The organism is Streptomyces sp. NPDC048434 (genome assembly GCF_043200375.1).
GTDB lineage: Bacteria > Actinomycetota > Actinomycetes > Streptomycetales > Streptomycetaceae > Streptomyces.
Map to the genome: position 1 here is coordinate 1 of NZ_JBICXQ010000044.1, position 12,182 is coordinate 12,182.

The following is a 12,182-nucleotide window of genomic DNA, read 5'->3' on the forward strand; positions in this document are numbered from 1 at the left end:
GTTGTCCCCTCCCCGCGTCGCGCGGGGGGGGTGGGGGGGGGGGGGGGTGGGGGGGGGGGGGGGGGGGGGGGGCCCCCCCCCCACCACCCCCCCCCCCCCCCCCCGCCCGGGGCCTGCAGGGACGGCTGAGCGGGACCGCCTCAGTGGGCTCCGGTCCCGGTCAGCGAGCGGACCTCCAGCTCGGCGTACTTCTGGACGTCCGGCTCCTCCTTGGACAGCAGGGACCCCAGCCAGCCGAGCAGGAAGCCCAGCGGGATGGAGATCAGGCCCGGGTTCTCCAGCGGGAAGACGTCGAAGTCGGCGCCGGGGAACATCGAGGTCTCCTTGCCGGAGACGACCGGGGAGAAGAGGACCAGGACGACGGAGGAGACCAGGCCTCCGTAAATGGACCACAGGGCGCCCTGGGTGGTGAAACGCTTCCAGAACAGGCTGTAGAGGAGGGTGGGGAGGTTGGCGGAGGCGGCGACCGCGAAGGCGAGCGCCACCAGGCCCGCGACGTTCAGCCCGCGTGCGAAGACCCCCAGAACGATGGCGACCGCACCGATGCCGACGGTCGCCCAGCGGGCCGCGCCGACCTCTTCCTTCTCGGTGGCCTTGCCCTTGCGCAGGACATTGACGTACAGGTCGTGCGCGAAGGACGAGGACGAGGCGAGGGTGAGGCCGGCGACCACCGCGAGGATGGTGGCGAAGGCCACCGCGGAGATGACGGCGAGCAGGATGGCGCCGCCGGTCGAGTCGGCGCCGCCGCCGATCTGCTGGGCGAGCAGCGGTGCCGCGGTGTTGCCCGCCTTGTTGGACGCGATGATCGTCTCGGGCTTGATGAGGGCCGCGGCGCCGAAGCCGAGCGCGATGGTCATCAGGTAGAAGACGCCGATGATGCCGATCGCCCAGTTCACGGACTTACGGGCGGCCTTGGCGGTGGGGACCGTGTAGAAGCGGATGAGGATGTGCGGCAGGCCCGCGGTGCCCAGGACGAGGGCGATGCCCAGCGAGATGAAGTCGATCTTCGAGGTGGCGGTGGCGCCGTACTTGAGGCCGGGCTCCAGGAAGGCTGCGCCCTTGCCGCTGTTCTCCGCGGCGGCGCCGAGCAGCGTGGAGATGTTGAAGTCGAACTTGAGCGCCACCAGGAACGTGATCAGCAGGGTGCCGGCGATCAGCAGGACCGCCTTGACCATCTGGACCCAGGTGGTGCCCTTCATGCCGCCGATGGTGACGTAGAGGATCATCACGATGCCGACGAGGACGACGACCAGGATCTTGCCCGCCTCGCTGGTGATGCCCAGGAGCAGGGTGACCAGGGCGCCCGCGCCCGCCATCTGGGCGAGCAGGTAGAAGATCGAGACGATGATGGTGGAGGTGCCGGCGGCCGTACGGACCGGGCGCTGGCGCATCCGGTAGGCGAGGACGTCGCCCATCGTGAAGCGGCCGGAGTTGCGCAGCGGTTCGGCAACCAGGAGCAGCGCGACGAGCCAGGCGACGAGGAAGCCGATGGAGTAGAGGAAGCCGTCGTAGCCGAAGAGGGCGATGGCGCCGGCGATGCCGAGGAAGGATGCGGCCGACATGTAGTCACCGGAGATGGCCAGGCCGTTCTGGAATCCGCTGAACTGCCGGCCGGCCGCGTAGAAGTCCTCCGCGCCCTTCGTCTGCCGGCCGGCCCAGACGGTGATGCCGAGGGTGGCGGCGACGAAGACCGCGAAGAGGGTGACGATCAGGGCGCGGTGCTCGCCGGCGCCGCCGGCCGCGAGCTGGAGCGCGAGCGGCTGCTGGAGAGGGCTCATGCGTCACCCTCCAGGCGGGACTTGATGGCCTCGGCCTTGGGGTCGAGCTTGGTGGCGGCGTGCCGGGAGTACCACCAGGCGATGAGGAAGGTCGTGACGAACTGGGCGATGCCGAGGACGAAGGCCACGTTGATGTGGCCGAGGACCTTGGTGCCCATGAAGCCGCCGGCGTAGCTCGACAGCAGCACGTACGCGAGGTACCAGAGGATGAAGGCGACGGTGAGCGGGAAGGCGAACGAGCGGTGTGCGCGGCGGAGTTCGTCGAATTCCGCACTCGACTGCACCTGGATGTAGTCGGGCGGCTCGTGCGTCCCCGGGTCGAGGGTCGGTGCGGCGCTCACGGAATCTCCTGACGCGAAGGGGCGGGTTCCCGTGCCGGTCCGGCGGATCGGCACGGGAAGAGGCCCGGGCCGGCAATAAAGCTCACATAAGTGATCCAGATCACGCATGGTAGAGGCGCATCAGACGATGCGACAGGGGTGCGTTCGTTGAATCCCAGAAGAAAACCGGGAATGACCGCGCCGACCGCCACCGTGGGCGGGGCGCTTCGTTGAGCCCGGTGTGAATCCGCCGCCACAGCAGGCCCCGCAGCCACCCGCTCCCCGCCGGCGCCCCTACGGCAGCATCCGGCTGCCGGCGCCGCTCGACCTCGCCCCGTCGGAGCCGCGACCGGGGACGGCCACCACCGCTCGCCGCTGGTACGGGCCGCGGATCGCGCTGCCCCCGCTGAGCATCGCCACCCTGCGACGCCACGGCTGACCGGCCCTGTCGGGTCCTCACCACGGGGCCGAGATCGGCTGACGCGCTATCAATTCCACACTCCTGGCGGGTTTTCTCCCTGTTTTTTCTCCGCATTCCATTGCTGTGTACGAGTGATCGCCGATAACTTCACATCGCATTGCATCCGCCCGTGCGCAACCCGTGCACGGGCGGTCTCACGGATGATGTGGAGTACCCATGGCACATCCCCGATCCAGACGCATGCGGGCGCTGGCCGTACCGCTCGGACTGGCTCTGACGGCGTCCCTCGGTTTCCTGCCGAACGCGGCCACCGCCGCGTCCCAGGACTCCGCCCCGGCCGCCGCGGTCTCGGCCGACGGCCCGCTGCTCTCGTACGTCGTTAACGCCACGCCCGGCCACGCCGCGGTCGGCAAGGTCGAGAAGGCGATAGCCAAGGCCGGCGGGAAGGTGATCATCGCCCATGAGCAGATAGGCGTGATCGTCGTCCACTCGGCCAACCCGCAGTTCGCCGCCTCCCTGCGGACGGTGCCGGGCGTGCAGTCGGCGGGCGCGACCCGCACCGCGCCGCTGAAGGCACAGGGCACCACCGACGTCGGCAAGCCGCAGAAGATCGACCTGCCGAAGTCCCAGCTCATGGCGGCCGGCAAGGCGGCGAAGGCGAACGGCGAGGAGCCGCTCGAACCGCTGCAGTGGGACCTGCCCGCCATCAAGGCCGACAAGGCCGCGAAGGTGAACCCGGGCAGCAAGAACGTCACCGTCGCCATCATCGACACCGGTGTGGACGACACCCACCCCGATCTGAAGGCCAACTTCTCCGCGAAGCAGTCCGCCAACTGCGTGGGCGGTGTGGCCGATACCTCCAAGGGCGCCTGGCGCCCCTGGGACCCGGACAACGACTACCACGGCACCCATGTCGCGGGCACGATCGCCGCGGCCCGTAACGGCGTCGGCGTGGCGGGGGTCGCGCCGGGGGTGAAGATCTCCGCCCTCAAGGTCAGCGAGCCGGAGACGAGCCTCTTCTACGCCGAGAGCGTGGTGTGCGCCTTCGTCTTCGCGGCCGATCACGGCGTCGAGGTCACCAACAACAGCTACTACGTCGACCCGTGGATGTTCAACTGCAAGGATGACGCCGACCAGGCCGCCATCATCGACGCGGTCGGACGCGCGGCGAGCTACGCCCAGCGCAAGGGCGCGATCAACATCGCCGCGGCGGGCAACTCCGGTCTCGACCTGGCGGCGCCCCAGCTTCCCGACGCCTCCAGCCCGAACGACTCCACCCCGGTCGAGCGCACCATCAACCCGAAGACCTGCTGGGACGTTCCCACCCAGCTGCCGGGCACGGTGACGGTCGCGGCGACCGGTGTCAACAAGCTCAAGTCGTACTACTCGAACTACGGCCTCGGCCAGATCGATGTGGCCGCACCGGGCGGCGACTCGAAGCAGGTGCCCGAGCTGCCCGCCAAGAACGGCAACATCCTCTCCACCATGCCGGGCGGCGACTGGGCCTACCTGGCCGGCACGTCCATGGCGACCCCGCACGTCACGGGCGTCGCGGCGCTGCTCAAGAGTGCCCACCCGAAGTCCAGCCCGCAGGAGATCCAGTGGCTCCTCAAGGAGCAGGCGGACAACCCCGGCTGCGCCACGGGTGACGCGACCTGCACCGGCACCAAGCATGTCAACAGCCACTTCGGCTATGGCATCGTCGATGCGCTGGACGCGGTGAAGAAGTAACTCCCGGACAGTTTCCGGTAGTTGCGGGGAAGGGCCGGGTGGTGCGTCACCCGGCCCTTCCGTTGCGGTGTGAGTGGGCCCGCGGGGCGGGCCGGTCAGGCCGGGTCGCGGCCGAGGAAGGCCGCCAGCCGGTCCGTGGCGCTCGCGCCGGGCGGCGCGGGGCGCTCCGGGGCGAACGAGCTGCCCTCGGTGCGCGGTGCGGCGCCGTAGATCCGGCGGGCCGCCGCCAGGGTCTCCTCGGCGACCTCCGGCGCCGGCCCGGTCGGTGCGCCCGTCGCCCGCGCCAGGTCCCAGCCGTGCGCGAGGAGTTCGACCACGACCTGCTGGACGATCATCGCGCCGGGCGCCTCGTACGGCCCGTAGGTGCGCTGGAGCATCCCGCTGCCGGTGAAGGCGGCGAGGGCGGCGCGCGTGGAGTCCTCGAAGGCGGCGCGGTGATCGTCACCGAGGTGGTCGGCGGTGTGGTCGCCGCGCGGGGCGTCCTCGGCGATCGAGGTGGCCATCAGGTTCTCCCACACCATGTGGTCGAGCAGCTGCCGTACGGTCCACCCCGCGCACGGCGTCGGCAGCGCGAGGTCCTCCGGCGGTACGGCGGCGACCAGGGCGGCGACGTCCCGGGTCACCTGCTCGTAGGCGTGCAGCACCCGGTCCGGATCGGTGTCCTCGAACGCGGACCGGTCCAGCCGGTACGGCCCGGGGTGGGCACGCAGCGCGGCCGCGGTCCAGGCGCCCGCGGTGTCCCAGCGGGGCGGGGCGGGCCGGCCGGTGACGGTGCACAGCAGCTGCCAGTAGCGCGCGACGGCCGGCTCGGCGGCGGCCTCCAGTTGCTCCAGCAGCCGGCCGCGGGCCTGCGGGCCGTCCTCGGCGGGCGGGTCGGCGGTGCCGGTCTGGGTGGGGAGCCAGGCGGCGACCAGCTCGGCGACGACGGGCTCCGCGGCCGGGGAGTCCGGGGCGACGCCGACCGCGACGGCCGCCTCACCGCGCACCCGCATCAGCTCCGCGACGCGCACGGCGGCCTGCTCCTGCCCGGCCGCGTCCGGCTCCCCCTCGGCGTGCGGCTGCCCCGCCTGTGGTGCCGTCCGGGCGCTGTACTCGGCCAGCCGGCGCAGCGCCGCCCGTAGTTCCGGTTCGCGGACCAGGGCGGCCAGCTCGATCCAGGCGCCGAACTGCTCGGGGGTGGGGTCGTCGGGAAGATCGGGGGTGGCGGCCAGCAGACCGCTGCGGTAGGCGGGGGCGTGCACACCGTCGAGGGCGTCATCGACGAAGTCCGTGATGATCCGGCGGCGTTCCCGGGCCGACAGGCGGGCCAGTTCGGTCATGTGTGGCAGCTCCTCTGCTGCGCTGCCCCGCGCGGCCACCGACCGCAGCACGGCGCGCTGCAACTGCAGGGTGCGGATCTGCGCGTCCAGCGCGTCCGCCCACTGCGCGGCCGTCTCGGCGACGGTGCGCTCGCGGTGCAGCACGGACCGGATCGCCACCATGCCGATGCCCAGGTCGCGCAGACTGCGCACGATCTCCAGGCGGGCCGGGGCGTCCGGGCCGTAGAGCCGGTAGCCCGCGGGGGTGCGGGCGGCGGGCGGCAGCAGGTCCTGGTCCGACCAGATGGGGGTCCCCCCTGCTCCTCAAGAGCTCGGGGGAGGATCGTCTTGACCGGGACACCGGTCAGCCGCGCCAGCGCGCCGATGGTGAGCAGGCCCGTGCCGTCCTCGTACATGCCGTCCACTGTCGGGTCTCCCACGGGGGGAGACTCAAGCGGCGGTGCGTCCGGCCGCCTGCGGCCGCCCTTCACCGGCCGCCGCTCAGGGCTTGACCAGCACCTTCAGGGCGGTGCGGTCGTCCATGGCGCGGTAGCCGTCCGGTACGCCCGCCAGGTCGACGGTGAGGTCGAAGACCGGCGCGGGGTCGAGGGTGCCGTTCAGGATGTCGGGGAGGAGTTCCGGGATGTAGCTGCGGACCGGGGCGACGCCGCCGCGGACGGCGATGTTGTGGTCGAACAGGGTGCGCATGTCCAGGCCGCTGCCGCTGCCGTGCGGCACGCCGACCCAGCCGATGGCGCCGCCGGGCCGGGTGATGCCGAGCGCGGTACGCATCGACTGCTCGGTGCCGACCGCTTCGATGACGGCGTGGGCGCCCTGGCCGCGGGTCAGTTCGCGGACCGCGGCGACGGCCGCCTCGCCGCGCTCGGCGACGACGTCGGTGGCGCCGAAGGTCCGGGCGATATCGGTACGTGCCCGGTGGCGGCCGAGGGCGATGATCCGCTCGGCGCCCAGCCGCCTGGCGGCCAGCACCCCGCACAGGCCGACCGCGCCGTCGCCGACCACCGCGACCGTCGAGCCGGGCCGTACGCCGGCGCCAAGGGCGGCGTGATGACCGGTGCCCAGGACATCGGAGAGCGCCAGCAGACCGGTGAGCAGCCGTTCGTCGCCCACCGCCGCGGCGGGCAGCTTGACCAGGGTGGCGTCGGCGTACGGCACCCGGACGGCCTCGCCCTGGCCACCGTCGGAGCCGGGCTCGCCCCAGAATCCGCCGTCCACACAGGAGGTGGTCAGGCCGTCGGCGCAGTACTCGCAGCTGCCGTCGGACCACATGAAGGGCGCCACCACCAGGTCGCCGACGGCGAGGCCGGACACCTCGGCGCCGGTCTCGGCGATCACGCCGAGGAACTCATGGCCGATCCGCTGCCCCGCCTCGCGCTCGGCCTCGCCGCGGTACGCCCACAGGTCGCTGCCGCAGATACAGGCCCGCAGCACCTGCACCACCGCGTCGTGGGGCTTGAGGACGGCGGCGTCGGGGACCTCGTCGATGCGGATGTCGTGGGCGGCGTGGATGGTGGTGGCGCGCATGCGGGGCGTTGTCCTTGCGTATCCGGAGGGTGTACCCGGTTACGGTACGCCTGCCTTCCGCGGCGTCTGCGCCCGGTCCGGTGCGGGCCGGGGAGCCGTGGCGGCGGAGCGCAACACCCCACCGGCCAGCGCGTACTGGGCCGCGAGATAGGTGAACATGATCCAGAACTGCGGGCCCGGCAGCTGCGGCCAGTGGGCGATACCACTCGCGATCAGGGTGTCGGAGAGCAGGAAGAGCAGCCCGCCGACGGCGGCCCAGGGACCCGCCCGGAGCGCGCCGAACGCCATGGCGGTGAGCAGCAGGCTGTAGCCGGCGACCGGGATCCGCAGATCTGCCGGGAGATCCGGCCACAGGAGCACGACCGTGCCGGCCAGCAGTACGGCATACGCGGCGCCGGCCGCGGCTGTCCGGCCCCGCCGGCCGTCCCCGGGCGCCGTCCCGTGCCGGGCGAAGAGCAGCAGATAGCAGACGTGCCCCGCGGCGAACGAGCCCATCCCCACCAGGAAGGCGATGTCCCCGCCGATCTGGAGGAAGGTGTCGCCACCGCAGCCGAGGAGCAGCGCACCGGCGAGCAGCGGCGGGCCGCCGCGCGCCAGCGCGTATCCGGCGAGCACCGGCATCAGCGCGGGCTTGGTGAGCTGTCCGACAGCCGTGCTGCCGGCGAGCAGCGCCGCCAGGTGCACGACGGCCAGTACGGCGAAGGCCCACAGCAGCGGCCGTACGGCCCGCGGCCACCGTGCCGTCACGCGGCCGGCTCCTCGACGGAGGCGCGCGCCCCGGCTCCCGGACGGCCGGCCTGCGGGGTCTCCCCCGCGGCGGCCGGCCCGGCCGGCTGCCAGCCCGGCCCGCGGAACACCCGTCCGGCGCGCTCGCGCCAGCTGTCCGCGGCCCGTACGTCGCGCGCGATGGCGGCGTACTCATGGGTGGCCACCCGCAGCGGGTTGAAGGACTCGATGTTCTTGGTGAGTCCGTAGACCGGCCGCTCGGTCTCGGCGGCGAACGAGCCGAACATCCGGTCCCAGATGATCAGGATGCCGCCGTAGTTGCGGTCCAGGTAGCCGCCCTGCGAGGCGTGGTGGACCCGGTGGTGGGACGGGGTGTTGAGCACGAACTCGAAGGGCCGGGGCAGTTTGCCGATCCGCTCGGTGTGCACCCAGAACTGGTAGACGAGGTTGGCCCCGGAGGTGAAGGCGATCGCGGCCGGATGGACGCCGAGGGCGATCATCGGGACGTAGAACGGCCAGACGGTCCAGGTCGTCCAGGGCTGCCGCAGGGCGGTGGTGAGGTTGAAGTTCTTGCTGGAGTGGTGCACCACATGGCAGGCCCACAGGACGCGGATGACGTGGTGGCCGCGGTGCGACCAGTAGTAGAAGAAGTCCTGCGCGAGCAGCATCAGCAGCATCGTCCACCACAGCACGGGTATCCGCAGCGGGGTGAGTTCGTAGACGGTGGCGTAGATCGCCACGATGGGGATTTTCCACAGCGCGTCGAACACGAGGCTGCCCAGGCCCATACCGACGCTGGTGGCGGCGTCCTTGGCCTCATAGCCCGTCGCCTCCTCGTCGGGATGCAGGCGGTAGCTCACCATCTCCACCACGGTGAGCAGGACAAAGGCGGGTACGGACCACAACACGACATCGGGCAGGTGCGGCATGCTCCGCACCATAAAGCCGTGGACTGCGGCGCCGCTAGAGGTTGTTACCGAGAAGTATGTAAGACGTGCTGTCAGCTGTGCCGCCACGATGTTTTCCGCGGCAGGTCCCCACGACGACCGGAATCGAGGTCCCATGACCGGCACCCCCACCATCGCCCTGCTCGGCGGCGGCTTCTCCGACGACCCCGACACCCTGCTGGACGACTTCGTCCTGGAGGCCGCCGGGCGGACCCGTCCGAAGATCTGCTTCCTGCCGACCGCGAGCGGTGACGCGCCGGGGTACATCGAGGGATTCCACGCGGCATTCGGTCCGCGCGCATGCGAACCGAGCCATCTGGAGCTGTTCCGGCGCACCGTGACCGATCTGCGGTCGTTCGTCCTGGCGCAGGACATCGTCTACGTCGGGGGCGGCAACACCGCCAACATGCTCGCCGTCTGGCGGGTGCACGGCCTGGACACGATCCTGCGCGAGGCGTACGAGTCCGGGGTGCTGCTGTGCGGCATCAGCGCCGGGGCGTGCTGCTGGTTCGAGACCGCGTTCTCCGACTCCTTCGGCCCGCCGGTGCCGCTGACCGACGGGCTGGGGCTACTGCCGGGCAGTGTGTGCCCGCACTACGACAGCGAGCCGGAGCGCCGGCCCGGGTATCTGACGGCGGTCAACGACCGTGTGCTGCCGGGAGGTTGGGCGGTCGACGACGGCGCCGCCGGGTTGTTCACCGACGGCCGCCTCGTGGACGTCGTCACCCGCAGGCCGGGCGCCACGCTCCGCCGGGTCGGCGTCGGCGAGGACGGCTCGGTGGCGGAGGTGGCGCAGACGGCGCGGGCGCTGGGGGCGTAGCGCCGTTTCCCGTCACCGTCCCCGCGGGCCGGCCCTCACCACACCCGCACCGCACCGCCCCGTGCGAACGCCGGACTGGTGGCGTCCGCGGGGATCTTTTCCAGGGGTGCGGCGATATCGGCGACCGTGGGGCCGACGCGGGCGGCGTGCGGGGCGAGGCGGGTGAGGTCGAAGCCGTAGACGCGGGCCGCGTTGGTGCCGAGCATGGCCGCGGTCTCGTCGGCCGGGAGGCCGGCGTAGGCGAGGCGGAGGGCCTCGCGGGAGTAGGGGTGGGTGCCTTCGTCGTGGGGGTAGTCGCTACCCCACATGATCTTGTCGAGGCCGATGCGATGGCGCAGCGGGACCTCGTGCGGGCGCATGAAGCTGGCGCCCACCGAGCAGTTCTCGCGCCAGATCTCGGACGGGGCAGAGCCCATGGTGGCCGCCAGGCCGGAGCCGAACCTGGACTCGGCGGTGGTGGCCCGGGACGCGGCCGCGACCAGCCGGCCGTGGTAGTAGTCCAGCATGTCCAGGACGCCGGGGATCCAGCCGGAGCCCTGTTCGGTGAGGACGAGGCGGAGGCCGGGGTGGCGGCGGAAGGCGCCGCCGAAGATCAGGTGCCACAGGGCACGGTGCGAGAACCAGGTCGTCTCGACCATGAAGACGGCGCGGGCGGCCGGTTCGTCGCCGAGCGGCGGGGAGGCCGAGCCGCCGTGGTGGTTGACGGGGACCTCCAGCTCCGCGCAGACCGCCCAGAGGGGGTCGTAGTACTCCGAGTGGAGTTCGGGGAGGCCGGAGCCGGGCGGGGTGCCCGGGAGCATGATGCCGCCGGTGAGACCCGCCGCCTTGGTGCGGCGGACTTCCCGTACGGCCTCGTCGACATCGTTGAGCAGGATCTGGGCGACACCGGCCCGGCGGCCGGGGGCCTCGGCGCAGAAGTCGGCGAGCCAGCGGTTGTGGGCGCGCAGGCCCGCCCAGCGCTGCTCGGACTCCTCGCGGGTGGGCGCCGGGGCCATGAGGGAGGCGCTGGGGAAGAACGGCGGGATGGTGTTCGGGAAGACGACCTCGGCGACGATGCCGTCGGCTTCCAGTTCGGCCAGCCGGCGGCCGGAGTTCCAGTTGCGGTCGGCGGTGTCGGCGAGCAGGTCCTCGTGCGGATTGACGTAGACCGCCGCCCAGACGTCGAAGGCCTCGTGGTGCCGGGCCTCCAAGTACGGCCGGTAGTCCAGGAGGTCGGCGCCGGCGTGGCAGTCGGCGGAGATGACGGTGTAGCGGTCGTCGGCTCGATGCGTCACTGTGCGGCCCCCAATACCGGGAAGTCGTGGTCCGTCAGCCAATGGCGGCCCACCTCGCGCGAGCGGGCCCAGGAGGCCTCAACCGCCGGCTGGTCGGCGCTCTGACCGAGTGCGGCCGGGGTGGGGCCGATGCGGCGGGCCGCCGGGGCGAGCGCGGCGCTGTCGAAGCCGAAGGCCTCGGCGGCGGCCAGGCCGAGCATCCGGCGGGTCTCCGTGACCGGGATGTCGTGGAAGGTCTTCTTCAGCCAGGCGCGGGTGTCGGGCCAGGTCCCTTCGGGGTGCGGGAAGTCGCTGCCCCAGAGGATGTTGTCGACGCCGATCTCGTAGCGCTGGGCGAGCTCGCGGCGTTTGGTGTTGGTGGCGCAGACGAAGACCTGCCGGTCCAGGTACTCGTGCGGCGGGCGCCGGAGCGCCGCGAACGGGGAGAGTTTTCGGCCGCCGTGGGCGCCCAGGTAGAGGCGGTCCATGAACCACAGGAGGTTGGGCAGCCACCAGCAGCCGGATTCGGCGATCCCGAACCGCAGGTCCGGGTGGCGCTCGAAGACGCCGGACCAGAGCAGGAACCACAGGGGCCGCGCGGGCCACCAGGTCACCTCGGAGACATAGATCCCGAGGTGGTCGCCGTACTCGTGGCGGGGCGCGGCCCCGGAGTGGGTCACCACCGGCATCGCGCATGCGGCGGCCGCCGCCCACACCGGGTCGTAGCGGCGGTCGTGGTACGGCGCCTGGTCGACCCACATGGAGGGGATCATCAGGGCGCCGAGCCCCGACTCCTTGGCGCGGTAGATCTCGGCCACCACCCGGTCGGTGTCGGCGGTGACCGGCAACAGGGCCACTCCGCAGTGCCGTTCGGGGTGTACGGAGACGAAGTCGGCGAGCCAGCGGTTGTGCGCCTGTGCACCCGCCATGCCGAGGTCGGGGTCCTGGTCGCCGGAGAGGCCGAGGCCCACGCCGAAGGGAGCGGCCGTACCACTGTCCACGGCGTCCGCGTCCGGGAAGACGACCTCGGCGGCCACACCGTCGCCGTCGAGTTCCTTGATGCGCTGTGCGGGGTCCCAGCCGCCGCGCAGGCCCTCCTCGTTGTCCCGGAACCACCGTTCGGCGAAGGCCTCGTTGCGGATGCCGAGGCGGGTGGCCTCCGCGCGGCGGGCGTCCCGCCCGCCGAGGAACTCGTCGAAGGCGCGGTGGAAGCGGGCGTCGAGGTAGGGGCGGTACTCCTCGGTGGGGAGCCCGGCGTGGCAGTCGGAGGAGATGATCAGGTACGGCTCGTGCAGGGTGTCCTGCGCGTCCGGCGGGTCCGTGGGGCCCTGTGGGTCCGTCAT

11 protein-coding genes and 1 pseudogene are annotated in these 12,182 nt (G+C 72.1%); 3 read left to right on the forward strand and 9 right to left on the reverse strand.

Features of this window, described 5'->3' with window-relative positions; genetic code table 11:
- Nucleotides 1–140: 140 nt before the first annotated feature.
- The gene (locus ACGFWI_RS36020; RefSeq protein WP_393910288.1) at nt 141–1,778 is read right to left on the reverse strand and encodes a cation acetate symporter; all 1,638 of its coding nucleotides are present in this window, start codon (nt 1,776–1,778) and stop codon (nt 141–143) included.
- Complete coding sequence (locus ACGFWI_RS36025) at nt 1,775–2,119, reverse strand: DUF485 domain-containing protein (RefSeq protein WP_393910289.1); 345 nt, start codon at nt 2,117–2,119, stop codon at nt 1,775–1,777. Before ACGFWI_RS36025 ends, ACGFWI_RS36020 begins: the two co-directional genes overlap by 4 nt.
- A 220-nt stretch (nt 2,120–2,339) precedes the next feature.
- Here ACGFWI_RS36025 and ACGFWI_RS36030 point away from each other — a divergent pair, with 220 nt between their 5' ends.
- A complete protein-coding gene (locus ACGFWI_RS36030) occupies nt 2,340–2,537 on the forward strand; it encodes a hypothetical protein (protein ID WP_393910290.1) in 198 nt (65 codons plus the stop codon).
- 198 nt (nt 2,538–2,735) lie between these two features.
- Complete coding sequence (locus ACGFWI_RS36035) at nt 2,736–4,250, forward strand: S8 family serine peptidase (protein ID WP_393910291.1); 1,515 nt, start codon at nt 2,736–2,738, stop codon at nt 4,248–4,250.
- A 95-nt stretch (nt 4,251–4,345) separates the two neighbouring features.
- Here the strand turns inward: ACGFWI_RS36035 and ACGFWI_RS36040 are convergent, their stop codons facing one another.
- The 5 genes and pseudogenes from ACGFWI_RS36040 to ACGFWI_RS36060 all read right to left on the reverse strand — a co-directional run bounded on the left by ACGFWI_RS36040 (nt 4,346) and on the right by ACGFWI_RS36060 (nt 8,748).
- A complete protein-coding gene (locus tag ACGFWI_RS36040) occupies nt 4,346–5,761 on the reverse strand; it encodes a TIGR03086 family metal-binding protein (protein ID WP_393910292.1) in 1,416 nt (471 codons plus the stop codon).
- Nucleotides 5,762–5,764: 3 nt separating this feature from the next.
- Nucleotides 5,765–5,854: pseudogene (locus tag ACGFWI_RS36045) on the reverse strand (hypothetical protein); the annotation flags it as partial.
- A gap of 195 nt (nt 5,855–6,049) precedes the next feature.
- Nucleotides 6,050–7,093 (reverse strand): zinc-dependent alcohol dehydrogenase family protein, encoded by a 1,044-nt coding sequence (locus ACGFWI_RS36050; RefSeq protein WP_393910293.1) that lies wholly within the window; start codon nt 7,091–7,093, stop codon nt 6,050–6,052.
- A gap of 39 nt (nt 7,094–7,132) precedes the next feature.
- Complete coding sequence (locus ACGFWI_RS36055; protein ID WP_393910294.1) at nt 7,133–7,840, reverse strand: lysoplasmalogenase; 708 nt, start codon at nt 7,838–7,840, stop codon at nt 7,133–7,135.
- Nucleotides 7,837–8,748, reverse strand: a complete 912-nt coding sequence (locus ACGFWI_RS36060) for a sterol desaturase family protein (RefSeq protein WP_393910295.1) — start codon at nt 8,746–8,748, stop codon at nt 7,837–7,839. The genes ACGFWI_RS36055 and ACGFWI_RS36060 overlap by 4 nt, the downstream gene beginning before the upstream one ends.
- Nucleotides 8,749–8,881: 133 nt before the next feature.
- Between ACGFWI_RS36060 and ACGFWI_RS36065 the strand changes: the two genes are divergently transcribed.
- On the forward strand, nt 8,882–9,586 hold the full coding sequence (locus ACGFWI_RS36065; protein ID WP_393910296.1) for a Type 1 glutamine amidotransferase-like domain-containing protein: 705 nt from the start codon (nt 8,882–8,884) through the stop codon (nt 9,584–9,586).
- A gap of 35 nt (nt 9,587–9,621) precedes the next feature.
- Here ACGFWI_RS36065 and ACGFWI_RS36070 read toward each other — a convergent pair whose 3' ends face one another.
- Both ACGFWI_RS36070 and ACGFWI_RS36075 read right to left on the reverse strand, forming a co-directional pair.
- Nucleotides 9,622–10,860, reverse strand: coding sequence for an amidohydrolase family protein (locus ACGFWI_RS36070; RefSeq protein WP_393910297.1), 1,239 nt, complete (start codon nt 10,858–10,860; stop codon nt 9,622–9,624).
- Nucleotides 10,857–12,182, reverse strand: coding sequence for an amidohydrolase family protein (locus ACGFWI_RS36075; RefSeq protein WP_393910298.1), 1,326 nt, complete (start codon nt 12,180–12,182; stop codon nt 10,857–10,859). The genes ACGFWI_RS36070 and ACGFWI_RS36075 overlap by 4 nt, the downstream gene beginning before the upstream one ends.

Excerpts from the sequence above, each read along its gene's own strand:
- ACGFWI_RS36020 (WP_393910288.1), bottom strand. The coding sequence starts at position 1,778 with ATGAGCCCTCTCCAGCAGCCGCTCGCGCTCCAGCTCGCGGCCGGCGGC.
- ACGFWI_RS36035 (WP_393910291.1), top strand. The coding sequence starts at position 2,736 with ATGGCACATCCCCGATCCAGACGCATGCGGGCGCTGGCCGTACCGCTC.
- ACGFWI_RS36050 (WP_393910293.1), bottom strand. The coding sequence starts at position 7,093 with ATGCGCGCCACCACCATCCACGCCGCCCACGACATCCGCATCGACGAG.
- ACGFWI_RS36060 (WP_393910295.1), bottom strand. The coding sequence starts at position 8,748 with ATGCCGCACCTGCCCGATGTCGTGTTGTGGTCCGTACCCGCCTTTGTC.
- ACGFWI_RS36065 (WP_393910296.1), top strand. The coding sequence starts at position 8,882 with ATGACCGGCACCCCCACCATCGCCCTGCTCGGCGGCGGCTTCTCCGAC.
- ACGFWI_RS36075 (WP_393910298.1), bottom strand. The coding sequence starts at position 12,182 with ATGACGGACCCACAGGGCCCCACGGACCCGCCGGACGCGCAGGACACC.